We start from the raw sequence: 16,429 nt of genomic DNA on the forward strand, positions 1-16,429 counted from the left end.
CTGGTGTCATTCCACGGAAATGTTGTTCTTCTTGATGATGCCGGCGTAGCGCTGGTTCTCGCTCTTGTGGAACTGCGCAAACTGTTCCTGGCTCATCGGGGTAATGTCGGCGCCAATCGCCAGCAAGCGCGTCTGCGTTTCGGGCAGCGCCAGGATCTGGTTGACGTCGTCATGGATGCGTTTCTGGATGTCGGCAGGCGTGGCGCTGGGCATATAGATGCCGTACCAGGCGCTCATTTCCACGCCGGGCACGCCGGCTTCGGCCATCGTCGGCACGTCGGGCAACTGCGCATTGCGGCGTGCGCTCAGCACGGCCAGCGCGCGCACCTTGCCGCTCTTGATGTGGGGGATGACCGACGACGCGGTCTCGAAGGCGATCTGCACCTGCCCGCCCATCAGGTCGACCATGGCGGGGCCGCTGCCGCGATAAGGGATGTGCGTCATCTGCACGCCGGTGGCGTCCTTGAACAGTTCGGCCGCGATGTGCTGCGTGCTGCCCGAGCCGCTGCTGGCGAAGTTGTATTCGCCCGGCTTGCTCTTTAACAGCGCGATCAATTCCTGCACGGTCTTGGCGGGCACCTGGTTGTTCACGACCAGGATGTTGGGCACCGCGCCCACGAACACCACGGGAGTCAGGTCGCGGTCGTTGTCGTAGCCCAGCTTCAGCAGATGCGGCGCGATGGCGTGCGCGGTAGACACGCCCATCACCATCGTGTGGTTGTCGGCAGACTTCGCGGCCAGATCAGCCGCCAGCGTGTTCGACGCGCCGGGCTTGTTCTCGACGACCACGGTCTGTTTCAGCATCGGCCCCAGCCGGTCGGCCACGGCGCGCGCCATGGCATCCGTGCCGCCGCCAGGCGCCGAGCCCACCAACAGACGCAAAGGTTTCGTGGGCCAGCCGGCTGCTGGGGTTTGGGCGGCGGCTGGGGCCGACGCCATTGCCGACAGGCACAGGGCGCCCGCCGCCATCGCGGCCAATACGCGGATCTTCATGGTTGTCTCCTTGGGGTTTTCTTTGCCACTGACGGGCATTTCTTATGGGTTCATCTTAGGGATTCGGTTCGTTTCCGTAAAATGAAACTTTTGCACCAACCGTTCACCACAGGCGATCAATCATGGAACGCACCCTGAACGTCCCCGCGCTGTTGTCACGCTTGCGCATGCGGCAGATCGTGCTGCTGCTGGCCATTGACGAACGCGGCACGCTGCGCGCGGCCGCCACCCAGCTGAACATGACCCAATCGGCCGCCAGCAAAATGCTGCACGAGCTTGAGCTGGCGCTGGGCCAGCCGCTGTTTGACCGCGTGGGCCGCGGGCTGGCGCTGACGCCGGCCGGCGATTGCGTCATGGGCTATTTCCGCGGCATGCGCGGCACGGTGTCATCGCTGGCGCGAGAACTGGACGAGCTGCGGCTGGGCAGCGCAGGCAAGCTGTTCATTGGCAGCATCATGGCGGCGTCGCCCGGCCATCTGACCGACGCGCTTTTGCGGTTAAAGCAAACTTATCCGCTGCTGGCCGTGGAAATTTCCACCGGCACCAGCGATCTGCTGATCGCGCAACTGAACGAGGGCAAGCTGGATGTGGTGATTGGGCGCATGCTGACCGCGTCCGACCGCAACTACGTGTTCCGCCCGATCGGCGACGAAGCGCTGTCCGTGATCGCGGCGGTGGATCACCCGCTGGCTGGCCAGAAGCGCGTGAGCTTCGAAGCCATGCAGGACTACTCCTGGATTCTGCAACCGCAGGGCAGCCCCATGCGGGACGTGATCGAACAGGAGTTCCGGTCGCACAGCATTGCCCTGCCGCCGGGGCTGATTGAATCCGCGTCCATCCTCACGACGACCAACCTGGCGATGAAGTCACAGATGCTGGGCGTGATTCCGGAATCCGTCGCCAGCCGCTATGCGCGCCACGGCCTGCTGGCCATCCTGCCGTATCAGATCCAGCAGTCGCTGACCGCATTTGGCAGCATCGTTTCGCGCGACCGCCCGCTCACCGCAGCCGGACAGCATTTTGTCGACTTGCTGCATGAAGATAAGCGATGATAAATGCGCGTTCAGCGCATTTTGCGTGCCCGGCGCAGTACAATCGCCGATTGCGCTTTTTGCGTTGTTACCTTGAGGTCTATCCGTGAGTGCTCTGCCCGCCTGTCCGAAGTGCCAATCTGAATTCACCTACGAAGATGGCAGCACGTATGTCTGCCCGGAATGCGCGCATGAATGGTCGGCCCAAGACGCCGCGCCCGCCGACGACGATGCCCGCGTCTACCGCGACTCGGCCGGCAACGTGCTGCAAGACGGCGACACCGTCACCGTCATCAAAGACTTGAAGCTCAAGGGCTCGGGCGGCGTGGTGAAGATGGGCACGAAGGTCAAAAGCATCCGCCTGGTGGATAGCGACCACGACATCGACTGCAAGATCGACGGCTTCGGACAAATGAGCCTGAAGTCGGAATTCGTCAAAAAGGTCTGACGCGGCGCCGCCCGCTTTGCCGGTGCTGCCCCGCTTGCCTTGCGCCACGTGTGCAAGTTGCGCAACTTGCCCGGCATAAATGCCGGGCAAGCGCGGGCCACACCGCAATCACACGTCTTCGTCTTCTTCCTGCTTGGGCATCAAGTACGCCGTCAGCGTGCTGGACAGCCCCGCCATCACCCACAGCACGAAAAACGACACGGTGTAAAAGCCCACGCGCCCCGTGGGCACATGCCCGAAAATCGCCACATCCAAGGGGTCGATCAGCGCGAAGATCAACGCGCTGCCCATCGCGGCCGCCAGGAACGACGGCCACAAAATCCACATCAATGAACGCAGGCCCATCTGTGCTCTCCCTGCTTTACGGGTTGGCTTGCGCGGCGCGCGCGCCCTCGCTCGCCTTGGGTGCGGCCTGCTCGATCACCAGGCCGCGCTTGACCACGCCTTCCTGAATCGGCTCGTGGGTGAAGTTGCTGTACGCGAAATAGATCGTGATGAAGCAGCCAATCATGGCGGCGGCAGGGCCCGCCATCAGAATCCAGGGCCAGGGCTCCTGGTACCAGGGCTTGGGCGACGGTGCGGTTTGGGCGAGGGTCATGGGAGTGTCCTTCAGGCTTAATCAGGTACGTAAAAACTGGCGGCTTCATCGGTCTCGATGGACCGGTTTTCGCCGTCGTGGCCGCGCGCGCGCAGCGTGATGGAGTGCGCACCGGGCTCAGCGCCTGCCGGCGCGCGAATCACCATCGGCACCAGCTTGTTGGAGGCGGCTTCCACTTCAACGGTGTCCGAGCCTTGGCGGCCAGCCATCACCGCCAGCCCCGGCATGCCGTCGGCCGACAGGCGCAGCCGCATCGGAGTGTCTGACGTATTGATGATCTGCAAGCGGTAGACGTTTTCGATCTGCCCGCCCGCCACTTCACGGCCCAGCGCGCCACGGTCACGAATGACGTCAACCCGCAGCGGGTTGCGCATCGCCAGCGACGCCACGAACGCCACGGCCAGAATCAGGATCAGGGTGCCGTAGATCAGCACGCGCGGACGCAGCAGATGCGAGCGCGCGCTTTGCGTGCTCAAGCCGTCGAGCATGGCGCGGTCTGACGTGTAGCGGATCAGGCCGGGCTCGTACTGCATCTTGTCCATGACCTGTTCGCAAGCGTCGATACAGGCGCCGCAGCCGATGCACATGTATTGCAGGCCTTCGCGGATATCAATGCCGGTGGGGCAGACTTGCACGCACAGGCTGCAATCCACGCAATCGCCCATGCCGGCGGCCTTGTGGTCCACCTTGCGCGAACGGCCGCCGCGCGGATCGCCCCGCCGCTTGTCGTAGGTGACGACGAAGGTGTCCGGGTCCACCATCACGCTTTGGAATCGCGCGTAGGGGCACATGTACTTGCACACGGATTCGCGCATGAAGCCCGCGTTGCCCCACGTGGCAAAGCCATAGAACAGCATCCAGAACCATTGCCACGGCCCCAGTTGCAGCGTGAAGAGTTCATGCCCCAGTTCACGGATGGGCGCGAAATAGCCGATGAAGGTCGAGCCCGTCCACCATGCCAGCGCAATCCACAGCACATGCTTGGTGATTTTCAGGCGCGCCTTGCGCAGCGTCCACGGCGCTTCGTCCAGGCGGATGCGCGCAATGCGGTCGCCCTCAACCTTGCGCTCGATCCACATGAAGATTTCGGTGTAGACCGTTTGCGGACAGGCGTAGCCGCAGAACAAACGCCCCGCCACCGCGGTGAACAGGAACAGCGCCAGCGCGGATATCACCAGCAGCACCGCCAGGTACACCACGTCTTGCGGCCACAACACCAGGCCAAACAAATAGAATTTACGCGCGCCCAGGTCGAACAGCACGGCCTGCCGGCCGTTCCATTGCAGCCACGGAAGGCCGTAGAAAATCAGCTGGGTGATAAACACGAACGCGATGCGCCAGCGGGCGAAATTGCCACTGACGGATCGCGGATAGATCTTGCTGCGCACCCCGGCCAGTGTCTGCTCCAGGGTTTCGGCCCCGGGGCGTGGCGGACGCGTATGCGGGCGCCAGGGCGGCGGGTCGCCGCCAGGCGGCGTGCCGACGCTTGCGGTTGACCCATCTTCCATATGCTGCTCCGTCCTGTAAGTCCGATGATGTGGGAGGCGCGCAAGGCGTCCTCCCACTTAAGTCCTGCTGACTGCGCGTTACTTGGCCACTGCCGCCGTGCTGGCCGCGGCCGTATCCACCACTGCCGCTTGCGCGCCGCCTTCCGGTTTGTTCGACAAGCCCCAGACCCAGGCCGTCAGCACCTTGATCTGCTCAGGATTCAGCACATGTTCCTGCGCCGGCATGCGGTTGTCGCGGCCATCCAGAATGGTCTTGACGATCGATGCTTCGGAACTGCCGTACAGCCAGACGTCATCGGTCAGGTTGGGCGCGCCCACCAGCTGGTTGCCCTTGCCATCCACACCGTGACAGGCCACGCAGAAGTTGCCGAATTCGCGCTTGCCGCGGAACACGCGCACCGGGTCCGCCGTCAACCCGGACAACGACCGCACGTACTGCGCGATGTCGCCGGCCATCTTGGCGTCGATGGCGGCCTTCCAGGGCGGCATCACGCCATGGCGGCCCTTCTTGATGGTCTCCATGATGATTTCCGGCGTGCCGCCGTGCAGCCAGTCGCCATCCGTCAGGTTCGGAAAGCTGGGGCCGCCCTTGGCGTCGGAGCCGTGGCATTGCGCGCAGTTGTTCAGGAACAGGCGCTGGCCGATTTCACGGGCGCCCGGGTCCTGCGCAATCTGCGGCACCGTCATGGTTTCAAACCGCGCGTAGATCGGGCGCACGGCCTCGGCCATCTTGGCCTGATGCTGCGCCACTTCTTCGGTGCTGCTGTAGCCCAGCTGGCCCTTGTACGAACCCAGGCCCGGCATGAAGAACAGGTAGCCCAGCGCGAACAAGCACGCCAGCAAGTACATCCATGTCCACCAGGTGGGGACCGGGTTGTTGAGCTCGGTCAGGTCGCCGTCCCAGACGTGGCCGGTGTCTTCGACCTGGCCGCTGGCGGGCTTGGCGCCCAGCCAGCGGCGCTGCGTGTACAGCAGCCACAGGCACCAGACCACGCCGCCCACGGCGACGACCGAGATGAAATATCCCCAGAAGCCATTAACGAAATCGCTCATGACCGATTCGCTCCATCTTGTTGTGCCTGGCCGAACTCATCGGGCAGGGCGAACGGCAGCATGGCCGATTCGCGGTTGGCGCTCTGGCGCCCGCGTGAGCAGGCCCACCAGACAATGCCGAAAAAGGTCGCCATCGAAATGGCGGTAACGATTGCGCTCAAGTAACCCAGCATGATCAGCCTCCCGTGGCCGCTTGCGCGGCAGGTTGCAAGGCGGACTGCGCGGCCGGCGCCGTCGCGGCCGGTGCGGCGGTGTCAGCGGCCTGCTTGGCGTCTTCAGCTTTCTTGGCGTCTTCTGCCTTTTTGGCCTCCTCTGCCTTTTTGGCTTCCGCAGCCTGCTTGGCTTCTGCAGCCTGCTTGGCCTTGCGCACACCGACGCCCAAGCTTTGCAGGTACTCGACCAGTGCGTCCTCTTCCGTCTTGCCTTCAATGGCCTTGGGCGCGTCGGCGATCTGCTGATCCGTGTACGGCACGCCCAGCATCCGCAGCGCACGCATGCGCTCGGCCACGTTCTCGCCGGTGATCACCGTCTTTTGCAGCCACGGATAGGCAGGCATGTTCGACTCGGGCACCAGCTTGCGCGGATCGCGCAAGTGGATGCGGTGCCAGTCGTCGGAGTAACGCTCGCCCACGCGCGCCAGATCGGGGCCGGTGCGCTTCGAACCCCACAGGAACGGATGATCGAAGACCGATTCCGCCGCCGTCGAGTACGGCCCGTAGCGCTGCACCTCCGCAGCCAGCACGCGCACCTGCTGCGAGTGGCAGCCGACGCAGCCTTCGCGGATGTACACGTCGCGGCCCATCAGCCGCAGCGGGCTGTAGGGTTCAACGCCCGCCACCGGCTGGGTCGTGCTGTGCTGGAAGAACAGCGGAACGATCTGGACCAGGCCCGCAAAGGACACCACCAGGATGCTCGCGATGATCATCCAGCCAATGTTCTTCTCAAGCGTCTGGTGAGAAAAGAAGCCAGTTTTCTTGTTGGCCATGATGTCCTCTCGTCAAACAGTGGCCGGCACGGCGGGCGCGTCAACGACGGCGACCGGCGGGCGAGCGGCATGGGGATCGTCCAGCGGAATGGCGGGGTTGACCGGCTGCGCACCGCGCACCGTCTTCCACACGTTCCAGGCCATGACGAACACCCCCGACAGGAACAACGTGCCACCAAGCAAGCGGATCAGGTAGTACGGAACCCGCGTCTTCAGTTCTTCGACGAAGCTGTAGACCAGGGTGCCGTCGGGTGCGGTGTCGCGCCACATCAGGCCCTGCTGCACGCCGGCGATCCACATGGCGGCGATGTACAGCACCACGCCGATGGTCGCAATCCAGAAGTGCAGTTCGATGGCGCGCACGCTGTACATCTTCTCGCGGCCATACAGGCGCGGGATCAGGTAGTAGAGCGATCCAAACGAGATCATCGCGACCCAGCCCAGCGCGCCGGAGTGCACGTGGCCGATGGTCCAGTCCGTGTAGTGCGACAGCGCGTTGACGGTGCGGATCGACATCATCGACCCTTCGAACGTGGACATGCCGTAGAACGACAGCGCCGTGACCATGAACTTCAGGATCGGGTCGGTGCGCAGCTTGTACCAGGCGCCTTGCAGCGTCATGATGCCGTTGATCATCCCGCCCCACGACGGCGCCAGCAGAATCAGCGAAAACGTCATGCCCAGCGATTGCGTCCAGTCAGGCAGCGACGTATACAGCAGATGGTGCGGACCCGCCCACATGTACGTGAAGGCCAGCGCCCAGAAGTGGACGATGGACAGGCGGTACGAATAGATCGGGCGGCCAGCCTGCTTGGGCACGAAGTAATACATCATGCCCAGGAAGCTCGTCGTCAGGAAAAAGCCCACCGCGTTGTGGCCATACCACCACTGCACCATCGCGTCCTGCACGCCGGCGTAGGCCGAGTACGACTTCCACATCGACACCGGCATTTCGATGTTGTTGAAGATGTGGAGAATGGCGATGGTGAGGATGTACGAGCCGAAGAACCAGTTGGCCACGTAGATGTGTTTGGACCGGCGCTTGATGATCGTGCCGAAGAACACGATGGCGTAGGCCACCCAGACCAGCGTGATCAGGATGTCGATGGGCCATTCGAGTTCGGCGTATTCCTTGCTGCTGGTGAACCCCATCGGCAAGGTGATCGCGGCGGCGACGATGACGACCTGCCAGCCCCAGAACGTGAAGGCGGCAAGCTTGTCCGAGAACAGCCGCGCCTGACAGGTGCGTTGCACGACGTAGTACGACGTCGTGAACAGCGCGCTGCCGCCGAACGCGAAGATCACCGCGTTGGTGTGCAGCGGGCGCAGGCGGCCGTAGCTGAGCCATGCGGTGTCGAAATTCAACTGAGGCCAAATCAGCTGCGCGGCGATAAAAACGCCCACAGCCATGCCGACAATGCCCCACACCACCGTCATGAGCGCGAACTGCCTCACGATCTTGTAGTTGAAGGTATCGGCCTTGCTTGCGATTGCGGCGCAATCGTTCATCACCCTTCCCCTAAAGTAACAAATAGCTCCAGGCTTGAATGATGGGACACGTCACAGGAGTCGGCGTTGATATGGATCAAGCGCCAGAGGGCGCGCGCGGGAACGCAGCGCGGGCACAACGAACCAAGGCCGCTTTAAAGAAAATTCCGTTGTTGCTCGGGCATGCCGCGCCAGCCCGTGCGCAGCGAACAGGCCGAACGCAATCGTGCTTAGCCGCGGCTGGCGGGGCCGCTGTCGTCGTCGCGCAAGATGGCGGTGCCGGCGCTGTCGGTGTCGTCGTACTGGCCATTGAAAACGGCCCACCAGAGCGACACGCCTATCACCAGCACAAACAGCAGCGACAAGGGCAAGAGCAGGTAGAGGATGGTCATGGCGCGGCGTCCAGCGCTGCGGGCGAAGCGATCGCGCCCGACCAGTCGCGGCGGCACAAGCGCCACGAGTTATAGGCCACGGCCAATGACGACACCAGCATCGTGATGGCGGCCAGCCACGGCTGCACCCAGCCCATCAGCGCAAGCGGCGTCATGAGCAGGTGCCAGATCAGCGAACCATACAGGTTCTGCCGCGCCTTGTGGCGCGCCTGTTCCAAGAGTTCGTCTAGCGCGGCGTCCGGCATCGTGGGATGTGCGGCCAGCGCGGAGTGCGCGGACGCCATCGCGGTGGGCACCGCCATCGACATTGCGCAAGGGCAGCTCATGACCAGCAGCGCAACCATCACCGGAATGCTGTGCGCCGGGTCGATGTATGCCCAGCCGGCAGCAGCCGCCAAGGCCAGCGCCACCTGGATCATGACGAAGCGTGAAGCCAGCCGATCAGCGCGTGCGCCAAGGTCCAGCCGCTGCGCCTCGACGCGTTGATGGCGCTGCCCGCCCGCCGCACCGCCAAACGATTGGCGGGCGCACAGTTCCAGGTAGCGGGCGGTCAACAGAAAGGCCACGAACATCGTGACGGAATCAAAATAGACTTCGCCGCGCCCCGTCCAGGTGGCATGAACGCTGGGGATGAACGCGGCGACGATGCCCAGCGCCACCGGCACGTCCATGCCGGCGCGCCCGTGGCGCAGGTTGTCTCCAGCATGACGCCAGATCGGCCACGCTGAATACAGCACCACGGGGATGGTCAGCGCAAAGCTGGCCCAGTTCATCAGCACGATGGCCCAGTCCAGCGTTTCCAACGCATCGGCGGGCATGCTGTCGTGGCGCAGGTAGCCGGGCCACGCGAACATCATCACCTGCATCATCGCCAGCCAGGCCAGCGACAAGCGCACCAGGGCATGGCGGCGCTGCTGGCGGTCGGTATCTGACAGGCAGGCCGGGACGGCGAAGATCGATTTTGCTCGCATGCGCCGATGGTAACGAGCGCCCCCGCCCCCCGCCTTGATCTGGATCAAGCCGCTTTTTATGGCTTGCCTATGAACCGGATCAGGGGCGTTGCTGACGCAGCACGGCCACGACGGCGCGGATCAGCGTGGCCAGTTCGTCGTCTGTGATCGTCAGCGCGGGCGTCAGGTACACGACGTTGCCGAAGGGGCGCACCCAGACCCCGGCTTCGACCAGCCGCCGCTTCAAGGCTTCGCGGTCGGTGATGCCATCCAGCTCCACCACGCCAATCGCGCCCAGCACGCGCACATCGCGCACCCAGGGCAAGTCGCGGCACGGTTCCAGGCCAGCCGCCAATGCCTGGGACAGCGCCTGCGCCTGCGCCAGCCGGGGTTCGGATTCGAACAGATCCAGCGACGCATTGGCCGCCGCGCAGGCCAGCGCATTGCCCATGAACGTGGGGCCGTGCATCAGCGCGTGCGCTGGGTTGTCGGACCAGAAGGCGTCGAACACCCGGTTGCTGGCCACCGTGGCGGCCAGCGGCAGCGTGCCGCCCGTCAGCGCTTTGGACAAGGTGATGATGTCGGGCTTGATGCCGGCCTGCTCAAACGCGAACATCGAGCCCGTGCGCCCGAAGCCGGTGAAGATTTCGTCAAAGATCAGCAGCAAGCCGTGGCGGTCGGCCAGGCGGCGCAAGCGGCGCAGCACTTCCGGGTCATGCAGCAGCATGCCGCCCGCGCCCTGCACCAGCGGTTCGACGAGGATGCCCGCCAGTTGCGGCCCGCGCGTTTCCAGGAACTGGTCCAGCGCCGCCAGGGCGGCGTCATCGCGCGGCAGGTCCACGATGTCGTGCTCGGCCAGCATGCCGCGGTACAGGCTGTGCATGCCGTCTTCGGGATCGCACACGGCCATGGTGCCGAACGTGTCACCGTGATAGCCGCCCCGAAACGCCAGAAAGCGGCTGCGGCCGCGCTCGCCCTGGTTCAACCAGAACTGCACCGCCATCTTCATGGCGACTTCCACCGCCACCGACCCCGAGTCGGTATAGAAGACGCGGTCCAGCCCCGGCCCCAGCAACCCGGCCAACCGGCGCGCCAGCGTCAGCGCGGGCTCGTGGGTCAGGCCGCCGAACATCACATGCGGCATGGCGTCCAACTGCGCGCGCACGGCCTGGGCAATGTGCGGGTGGTTGTAACCGTGACAGGCCGTCCACCAGGACGCCACGCCATCGATCAGGCTGCGCCCGTCGGCCAGTTCCAGCCGGCTGCCGTGGCTGCGCACGACGGGCAGCGGTGGCGTCACCGTTTTCATTTGGGCATAGGGGAGCCAGATGTGGGGCTGGCCCTGGGCCACCCAGTCGGGCGTGTGCATGTTTGAGCTCCGAAAAAGCAGGCGCCGCCGCAGGCATTCCCGGCGCCTTGGACGCCGGAAAGCGCCGGGCGCGCCTCCACTACAATGGCCCGCATTCTACGGCTTGGCGCGGGCGTTGCCCTGGCCCGGCCGCTGCCGGAACGATTGATGTCTAAGCTGGATTCCCTGTTTTTCTCTGAGTTGGCCGCCGCGGACACCCGCCGCGTACGCCGCCGCCTGCGCACCGCCACGGCCGCGCCGCCCGGGCGCATCGTGCTCAATGGCGCCCCCGTGCTGAACTTTTCCAGCAACGATTATCTGGGGCTGTCCAAGCACCCGCTGCTGATCGAGCGTGCGCGCGAATGGGCGGCTCGCCATGGTGCGGGCGCGCAAGCGTCGCGGCTCGTGTGCGGCAACCTGGATTTGCACGAACAGGTGGAAGCCAAGCTGGCCCGCCTGAAAGGCACCGAGGCCGCGCTGCTGCTGGCTTCGGGCTGGCAGGCCAACGCCGCAGTGCTGCCCGCCCTGCTGCGCGCCGCCGCAAGCCAGGGCGACATCGAGCTCTATGCCGACAAGCTCAACCACGCCAGCCTGCATCAGGGGTGCCAGGCGGCCGGGGTCAAGCAGATCCGGTTCCGGCACAACGACCTGGACCATCTGGAAAGCCTGCTCGCCGCCAAGGTGAAAGCGGGCGCGGGCACCGGCGCGGGCAGGGGCAAGCCCGTGTCGCGCTTCATCGTCACCGAAAGCGTGTTCAGCATGGACGGCGACCGCACCGACGTCGCCCGCCTGGCGGACCTGGCCGACCGCTACCAAGCCTTTGTCTACCTGGACGAAGCGCACGCGACCGGCGTGCTGGGACCCGGCGGCATGGGGCTGGCAGGGCTGGCCCCCGGGCGCATCGATCTGGCGATGGGCACGTTCAGCAAGGCGCTGGGCGGGTTCGGCGCGTATGTGGCCGGGTCGCGCGCGCTGTGCGACTACCTGATCAACACGTGCTCCGGCTTCATCTACACCACGGCATTGCCGCCCGCCGTGCTGGGCGCGATGGACGCCGCGCTCGACCTTGTGCCGACCCTGGACGCCGAACGCGCCCGGCTGGGTGCGAACGGTGACCGGCTGCGCGCCGCGCTGCAAGACATGGGTTTGGACACCGGCGATTCCTCCACGCAGATCGTGCCGGCCATCGTGGGCGACGAAGCGCGCGCGCTGGACATGGCGGCCAGCCTGGAACGCCGTGGCCTGCTGGCCGTGGCCATCCGCCCGCCCACCGTGCCGGCCGGCACCAGCCGCTTGCGCCTGACGCTCAGCGCGGCGCATCGCGACGCCGATGTCGCGCAACTGATCGACGGCATCAAGGCGGTGCTGGCATGAGTACCCTGCGCCCCACCCTGCTCTTCGTTCACGGCTGGGCGTTCGACGCGTCCGTCTGGACGCAACTGCGCGCCGCGCTTGCCGACTGGCCGCATGCTGTGGCCGACGCCGGTTACTTCGGCGCTACGCCCGCAGTGATCGACCCCGTCACTGGCCCCATCACCGGCCCCGACATTGCCCCCATCAATGGCCCCGTCATCGCCATTGGCCATTCGCTGGGCGTGATGCGCCTGTTGCGAAGCCTGCCGTCCAATTGCGTAGGCGTGGTGTCGATCAACGGCTTCCCGCGCTTTAGCGCCGCGCCAGACTTTGAGGCCGGCGTGCCGCGCCGCATGCTCGACCGCATGATGAAACGCTTGTCGGCCGACCCAGCCGCCGTCGTGCAGGACTTCCGCGAACGTTGCGCAGAGGCATCCGTATTAGGTGAACCGCGCCTGGAACCGCTGGCCCGCGACCTGGAACTATTACGCGACGACGACCAGCGCAGCGCGTTGGCGGCGCTGCCCGTTCCGTTGCTGATCCTGGCCGGGGAAGACGACCCCATCGTTCCCGCCGCCATGACGCAAGCCGCGTTCGGCGGCCGCGTGGGTGACGAACGGCACGATCTGGAACACGGCGGCCATTTGCTGCCGGTGTCGGACGCCCCCTGGTGCGCGCGCCATATCGCCGGCTTCATCGCCCGCGTGGCGCCAGCGGCTTGATGCAAGCCACCCAACGCAATGCCCGGGTCGGCGCCCGCTTCGGCGCCGCCGCCCACCACTATGAAGCGCATGCGCCCATCCAGCGCATCACCGCCGAACGGCTGGCCAGCGATATCGCCCGCTTGAACTTGCCCGCGCGCCCTCGCATCCTGGAAATCGGTTGCGGCACCGGGTTGCTGACCCAGGCCCTGGCGCGCCAGCTGGGTGCGGCAGACTGGACCATCACCGACATCTCGCCCGCCATGCTCGCCACCGCCCGAAGCGGCCCGGCGTTACCTGGCACCGCGCGCTACCTGGTGCTGGATGGCGAAAACCCCCAGGTGCTGGATGGCGAATACGACCTGATCTGCTCCAGCCTGGCCGTGCAATGGTTCACAGACCTGAACGCGGGCCTGGGCCGACTCGCCGCGCGGCTGGCGCCCGGTGGCTATCTGGCCGTGGCCACGTTGGCGGCAGGCACCTTCGCCGAATGGCAGGACGCGCATCTGGCGGCGGGTTTCGTTGCCGGCACGCCACCCTACCCGCCGTGCCAGCTCATCCGTCCCGCCATGAGCAATCTGGCCGGTGGCGTGCGCAGCGAGCGGCTGATACAAAATCATCCTGATGGCCTCGCTTTTCTGAAGGGCTTGAAAGGCATAGGCGCCACCACGCCCGCGCCCGGCCGCCCGCCGCTCTCTGCGGCGGCGCTGCGCCGGGTGTTGGCGGCGTTTGACGAACAAGGAGCCACGGTGACGTATCACCTGGCCTACGGTATGTGGAAACAATCGACGCAACGCCCCGCCGGGGTTTTCGTGACCGGCACTGACACCGGCATCGGCAAGACGCTGGTGTCCGCCATCCTGGCGCGCGCCTGGAACGCCGACTACTGGAAGCCGGTGCAAACCGGCGTCTCCGAAGACCCGGGCGACACCGACACCGTCGCCCAACTGGCGCAACTGCCGCCCGAACGCCTGCACCTGCCCGCCTACGTGCTGCAAGCGCCGCTATCCCCGTGGGCCGCGGCCACGCTGGAAGACACCGTCGTCGACGCCACCTCCATCGTGCCCCCCGCCACCACCGCCCCGCTGATCGTGGAAGGCGCGGGCGGCCTGTACGTGCCGATCGACGACACGCACATGATGATCGACCTGATCGCTCGCCTGGACATGCCCGTGGTGCTGGCCGCGCGCAGCGGGCTGGGCACCATCAATCACACATTGCTCAGCGTGGAAGCGCTGAAACGCCGCGGCATCCCAATTCTGGGCGTGGTAATGAGCGGCCCGCTGTCCGCCGGCAACAAGGAAGCCATCGAACGCTTTGGCGACGTCCGCGTACTGGCCGAGATCCCGCCCCTGGCGCACGTCGACGCGGCAGCCGTCGCAATGCTGGCGCAAAGCATCCCGCCACTGGAGGAATGCCTGGCCGCGCTAGGCGGCGCGCCGGCGGTGGCGGATTAGGGGGGACTACATCACCCCAACGCCCCCCCTACCCGTAACGCCTCGGCTCTTTCCGGGGATATCCCCGCTTCCGCCAGCACCGCCTCGCTGTGTTCTCCGAACGCGGGCGCGGCGCTTGGGGTGCCGGGCGCGGTGCGGCCGAACTTGATGGCTTGGGCGAAGCCCTGGTAGCTGCCGACGACCGGGTGGGTGAAGGTCGAGATCATGTTTTCGGCTTGCACCTGCGGGAAGTCGAACATGTCTTCGACACCACGCGCGGCGGCGCAGGGAACGGCTTCGCCGAACCAGGCTTCCCATTCCAGCGCGCTGCGGGCGCGCAACGCCTCGTGCAGGCGCGGCACGATTTCGTCGCGGTGTTCGGCGCGCTTGCGCACCGAGTCGTAGCGCGCGTTTGCGGCCAGGTCGGACAAGCCGGTTTTCTCGCACAGGGCTTGCCAGAAATGCGGCGTGTTCGCAGAAATGTACAGATAGCCATCGCCCGTGGGGTGAATGCCGGTGATGCCGCCTGAGCGCATGTCGCGCCCGATGTTGCGCGGTTCGCCTTCGGCCCAGATCAACCTTGCCGATTGCAGCGCCAGCGCGCTGCGCAGCAACGACACGCCCACGAACTGGCCACGCCCGCTGCGTTCACGTTCGTAGAGCGCCGACGCCACGCCCGCCGCCACCATCGACGACGCGTAGTAATCCACGATCGATCCGTACAGGATCTCAGGCGGGCCATCGGCCTTGCCCTGCAACGCGCACATGCCCGTCATCGTTTGCAGCACCTGGTCGTAGCCGGCCTTGTCCTTCAAGGGGCCCTGCTCGCCATAGCCCGACACCGCGCAATAGATCAGGCGCGGGTTCAGCTCGGCCAGTTGCTCGTAGGCGATGCCCAGACGCGCGGGCACGCTGGGCCGGAAGTTGTGGACCAGCACATCCGCCTGCCGGGCGAGTTCATGCAGCACAGCCAGCGCGTCGGGGTTTTTCAGATCCAGCACCAGGCCGCGCTTGCCCCGGTTCACGCCCAGAAAGGCGCGGCTTTCGGCGTCGAGCGTGGACGGATATTTGCGCAGGTTGTCGCCCGTGGGCGGCTCGACTTTGATGACGTCTGCGCCCTGGTCCGCCAGCAAGGTGCAGCCATAAGGGCCGGCGATGTAGGCGCTAAGGTCCAGCACGCGCACGCCCGCCAAGGGGCCGCCGGTGCTCTGCGCCGCGGTGGTTGCTGCGCCCGGCATCATTGCGCCTCCGCGGCGTTGACCAGACCCAGCCCCGAAGCCGCACGCAAAATCGCTTCGGCGCGGCGCAGGAAGGGGCCATCGATCATGCGGCCGTCCACGACGAACGCTGCAACGCCCTTTGCAGAGGCCTCGCGCGCCGCCAGCACCACTCGGCCCGCGTGTGCGATTTCTTCGTCTGTGGGGCGAAATGCCGCATTGGCCAGCGCCACTTGTTTGGGATGAATGCAGCTCTTGCCCAGAAAGCCAAAGCTACGCGCCAACGCCGCTTCGGCGCGATAGCCCGCTTCGTCTTCGATGTTGGCGAATGCCGAGTCATAGGCGAACACGCCCGCCTCCGCCGCGGCCATGCGCAAGGCGAACATGGCTTGCTGCACAGCGGCTGGTTCACGGCGGCCGATGCCAGCCGGCTCGAACAAGTCGCCCAAGCCCAATTGCAAACCGGCCACGCTGGGGTGCGCCGCCGCCAAACTCGCCGCCCGCCGCAACGCGCGCGGCGACTCGATGTTCAGCAGCAAGCCCACCGCGTCATGCACGCCATTGGCGATTCGCGCCTGCTCGATCGCGCTGGCTGCCGCCACCACATCTTCTTCGCGTTCCGCCTTCGGCAGGTTCACCAGATGCAGCCCCGGCCGCACGACCGCCTGCACGTCCGCATGAAAGTGTCCGGAGTCCAGCGCGTTGACGCGCACGATCAGCGTCTTGCCCGACGCCGCCGCTTCCGGCCCCGCGAGCATACGGGCCAGATGGCCGCGCGCTTCGTCCTTGCGCGAGTCGGCCACGGCGTCTTCCAGGTCGAACGACAGGGCATCGGCGTCGCCATTGAAGGCCTTGGCGAACAACTCGGGACGCGATCCCGGAACGAACAGTTTGCTTCTCATGCTTGCACTCTTTGGGGAATGGGAAT

Annotated in this window: 18 protein-coding genes; 5 read left to right on the forward strand and 13 right to left on the reverse strand. The window is 65.7% G+C overall.

The features are described 5' to 3' along the window. Nucleotides 1-6: 6 nt before the first annotated feature. Nucleotides 7-993, reverse strand: coding sequence for a Bug family tripartite tricarboxylate transporter substrate binding protein (locus HV765_RS24525; protein ID WP_175171306.1), 987 nt, complete (start codon nt 991-993; stop codon nt 7-9). Between the two features lie 122 nt (nt 994-1,115). Between HV765_RS24525 and HV765_RS24530 the strand changes: the two genes are divergently transcribed. Together HV765_RS24530 and HV765_RS24535 are read left to right on the forward strand one after the other, a co-directional pair. Next, the gene (locus HV765_RS24530; protein ID WP_175171307.1) at nt 1,116-2,045 is read left to right on the forward strand and encodes a LysR family transcriptional regulator; all 930 of its coding nucleotides are present in this window, start codon (nt 1,116-1,118) and stop codon (nt 2,043-2,045) included. A gap of 85 nt (nt 2,046-2,130) precedes the next feature. Beyond that, nucleotides 2,131-2,472: a zinc ribbon domain-containing protein YjdM gene (locus HV765_RS24535; RefSeq protein ID WP_054422110.1), complete on the forward strand. Its 342-nt coding sequence runs from the start codon at nt 2,131-2,133 to the stop codon at nt 2,470-2,472. Nucleotides 2,473-2,580: 108 nt separating this feature from the next. Here HV765_RS24535 and HV765_RS24540 read toward each other — a convergent pair whose 3' ends face one another. The 10 genes from HV765_RS24540 to HV765_RS24585 all read right to left on the reverse strand — a co-directional run bounded on the left by HV765_RS24540 (nt 2,581) and on the right by HV765_RS24585 (nt 10,815). Further along, nucleotides 2,581-2,817 (reverse strand): hypothetical protein, encoded by a 237-nt coding sequence (locus tag HV765_RS24540; RefSeq protein WP_054422111.1) that lies wholly within the window; start codon nt 2,815-2,817, stop codon nt 2,581-2,583. Nucleotides 2,818-2,833: 16 nt separating this feature from the next. After that, nucleotides 2,834-3,070 carry a FixH family protein gene (locus tag HV765_RS24545; RefSeq protein WP_054422112.1) on the reverse strand — a complete coding sequence of 79 codons (237 nt, stop codon included), beginning with the start codon at nt 3,068-3,070 and terminating at the stop codon, nt 2,834-2,836. Nucleotides 3,071-3,087: 17 nt separating this feature from the next. Then, entirely contained in the window at nt 3,088-4,578 is a 1,491-nt protein-coding gene (gene ccoG / locus HV765_RS24550; protein WP_054422113.1) for a cytochrome c oxidase accessory protein CcoG, read from the reverse strand. 78 nt (nt 4,579-4,656) lie between these two features. Then, nucleotides 4,657-5,631, reverse strand: coding sequence for a cytochrome-c oxidase, cbb3-type subunit III (gene ccoP / locus HV765_RS24555; protein ID WP_175171308.1), 975 nt, complete (start codon nt 5,629-5,631; stop codon nt 4,657-4,659). Continuing rightward, nucleotides 5,628-5,804 carry a cbb3-type cytochrome oxidase subunit 3 gene (locus HV765_RS24560; RefSeq protein ID WP_054422115.1) on the reverse strand — a complete coding sequence of 59 codons (177 nt, stop codon included), beginning with the start codon at nt 5,802-5,804 and terminating at the stop codon, nt 5,628-5,630. Before HV765_RS24560 ends, ccoP begins: the two co-directional genes overlap by 4 nt. Nucleotides 5,805-5,806: 2 nt before the next feature. Further along, entirely contained in the window at nt 5,807-6,616 is an 810-nt protein-coding gene (gene ccoO, locus HV765_RS24565; protein WP_175171309.1) for a cytochrome-c oxidase, cbb3-type subunit II, read from the reverse strand. 12 nt (nt 6,617-6,628) lie between these two features. After that, the gene (gene ccoN / locus HV765_RS24570; protein WP_175171310.1) at nt 6,629-8,125 is read right to left on the reverse strand and encodes a cytochrome-c oxidase, cbb3-type subunit I; all 1,497 of its coding nucleotides are present in this window, start codon (nt 8,123-8,125) and stop codon (nt 6,629-6,631) included. A gap of 209 nt (nt 8,126-8,334) precedes the next feature. Beyond that, entirely contained in the window at nt 8,335-8,496 is a 162-nt protein-coding gene (gene ccoS, locus HV765_RS24575; protein WP_082386961.1) for a cbb3-type cytochrome oxidase assembly protein CcoS, read from the reverse strand. After that, a complete protein-coding gene (locus tag HV765_RS24580; RefSeq protein ID WP_175171311.1) occupies nt 8,493-9,467 on the reverse strand; it encodes a P-type ATPase actuator domain-containing protein in 975 nt (324 codons plus the stop codon). Before HV765_RS24580 ends, ccoS begins: the two co-directional genes overlap by 4 nt. A 79-nt stretch (nt 9,468-9,546) precedes the next feature. Beyond that, complete coding sequence (locus HV765_RS24585) at nt 9,547-10,815, reverse strand: adenosylmethionine--8-amino-7-oxononanoate transaminase (protein ID WP_175171312.1); 1,269 nt, start codon at nt 10,813-10,815, stop codon at nt 9,547-9,549. 147 nt (nt 10,816-10,962) lie between these two features. Here HV765_RS24585 and HV765_RS24590 point away from each other — a divergent pair, with 147 nt between their 5' ends. The 3 genes from HV765_RS24590 to bioD are packed head-to-tail and all read left to right on the forward strand — an operon-like array spanning nt 10,963 to nt 14,305. Beyond that, a complete protein-coding gene (locus tag HV765_RS24590) occupies nt 10,963-12,168 on the forward strand; it encodes an aminotransferase class I/II-fold pyridoxal phosphate-dependent enzyme (protein WP_175171313.1) in 1,206 nt (401 codons plus the stop codon). Continuing rightward, entirely contained in the window at nt 12,165-12,869 is a 705-nt protein-coding gene (locus tag HV765_RS24595; protein ID WP_175171314.1) for an alpha/beta fold hydrolase, read from the forward strand. The genes HV765_RS24590 and HV765_RS24595 overlap by 4 nt, the downstream gene beginning before the upstream one ends. Then, nucleotides 12,869-14,305, forward strand: a complete 1,437-nt coding sequence (gene bioD, locus HV765_RS24600; protein WP_175171315.1) for a dethiobiotin synthase — start codon at nt 12,869-12,871, stop codon at nt 14,303-14,305. Before HV765_RS24595 ends, bioD begins: the two co-directional genes overlap by 1 nt. Nucleotides 14,306-14,316: 11 nt before the next feature. On the opposite strand, the gene HV765_RS24605 is transcribed toward bioD, so the two are convergent. Together HV765_RS24605 and HV765_RS24610 are read right to left on the reverse strand one after the other, a co-directional pair. Beyond that, nucleotides 14,317-15,525 (reverse strand): CaiB/BaiF CoA transferase family protein, encoded by a 1,209-nt coding sequence (locus tag HV765_RS24605; protein WP_420840151.1) that lies wholly within the window; start codon nt 15,523-15,525, stop codon nt 14,317-14,319. Continuing rightward, nucleotides 15,522-16,403: an HpcH/HpaI aldolase/citrate lyase family protein gene (locus HV765_RS24610; protein ID WP_054422122.1), complete on the reverse strand. Its 882-nt coding sequence runs from the start codon at nt 16,401-16,403 to the stop codon at nt 15,522-15,524. Before HV765_RS24610 ends, HV765_RS24605 begins: the two co-directional genes overlap by 4 nt. Between the last annotated feature and the right edge of the window lie 26 nt (nt 16,404-16,429).

The organism is Achromobacter kerstersii, from assembly GCF_902859595.1.
In the GTDB taxonomy this organism is placed as follows: Bacteria; Pseudomonadota; Gammaproteobacteria; order Burkholderiales; family Burkholderiaceae_B; genus Achromobacter; species Achromobacter kerstersii.

What these genes read in the sequence shown, in the direction of transcription:
- HV765_RS24525 (WP_175171306.1), bottom strand. Translation starts at nt 993, where the DNA reads ATGAAGATCCGCGTATTGGCCGCGATGGCGGCGGGCGCCCTGTGCCTG.
- HV765_RS24530 (WP_175171307.1), top strand. Translation starts at nt 1,116, where the DNA reads ATGGAACGCACCCTGAACGTCCCCGCGCTGTTGTCACGCTTGCGCATG.
- HV765_RS24540 (WP_054422111.1), bottom strand. Translation starts at nt 2,817, where the DNA reads ATGGGCCTGCGTTCATTGATGTGGATTTTGTGGCCGTCGTTCCTGGCG.
- HV765_RS24545 (WP_054422112.1), bottom strand. Translation starts at nt 3,070, where the DNA reads ATGACCCTCGCCCAAACCGCACCGTCGCCCAAGCCCTGGTACCAGGAG.
- ccoG (WP_054422113.1), bottom strand. Translation starts at nt 4,578, where the DNA reads ATGGAAGATGGGTCAACCGCAAGCGTCGGCACGCCGCCTGGCGGCGAC.
- ccoP (WP_175171308.1), bottom strand. Translation starts at nt 5,631, where the DNA reads ATGAGCGATTTCGTTAATGGCTTCTGGGGATATTTCATCTCGGTCGTC.
- HV765_RS24560 (WP_054422115.1), bottom strand. Translation starts at nt 5,804, where the DNA reads ATGCTGGGTTACTTGAGCGCAATCGTTACCGCCATTTCGATGGCGACC.
- ccoO (WP_175171309.1), bottom strand. Translation starts at nt 6,616, where the DNA reads ATGGCCAACAAGAAAACTGGCTTCTTTTCTCACCAGACGCTTGAGAAG.
- ccoN (WP_175171310.1), bottom strand. Translation starts at nt 8,125, where the DNA reads ATGAACGATTGCGCCGCAATCGCAAGCAAGGCCGATACCTTCAACTAC.
- ccoS (WP_082386961.1), bottom strand. Translation starts at nt 8,496, where the DNA reads ATGACCATCCTCTACCTGCTCTTGCCCTTGTCGCTGCTGTTTGTGCTG.
- HV765_RS24580 (WP_175171311.1), bottom strand. Translation starts at nt 9,467, where the DNA reads ATGCGAGCAAAATCGATCTTCGCCGTCCCGGCCTGCCTGTCAGATACC.
- HV765_RS24585 (WP_175171312.1), bottom strand. Translation starts at nt 10,815, where the DNA reads ATGCACACGCCCGACTGGGTGGCCCAGGGCCAGCCCCACATCTGGCTC.
- HV765_RS24590 (WP_175171313.1), top strand. Translation starts at nt 10,963, where the DNA reads ATGTCTAAGCTGGATTCCCTGTTTTTCTCTGAGTTGGCCGCCGCGGAC.
- HV765_RS24595 (WP_175171314.1), top strand. Translation starts at nt 12,165, where the DNA reads ATGAGTACCCTGCGCCCCACCCTGCTCTTCGTTCACGGCTGGGCGTTC.
- bioD (WP_175171315.1), top strand. Translation starts at nt 12,869, where the DNA reads ATGCAAGCCACCCAACGCAATGCCCGGGTCGGCGCCCGCTTCGGCGCC.
- HV765_RS24605 (WP_420840151.1), bottom strand. Translation starts at nt 15,525, where the DNA reads ATGATGCCGGGCGCAGCAACCACCGCGGCGCAGAGCACCGGCGGCCCC.
- HV765_RS24610 (WP_054422122.1), bottom strand. Translation starts at nt 16,403, where the DNA reads ATGAGAAGCAAACTGTTCGTTCCGGGATCGCGTCCCGAGTTGTTCGCC.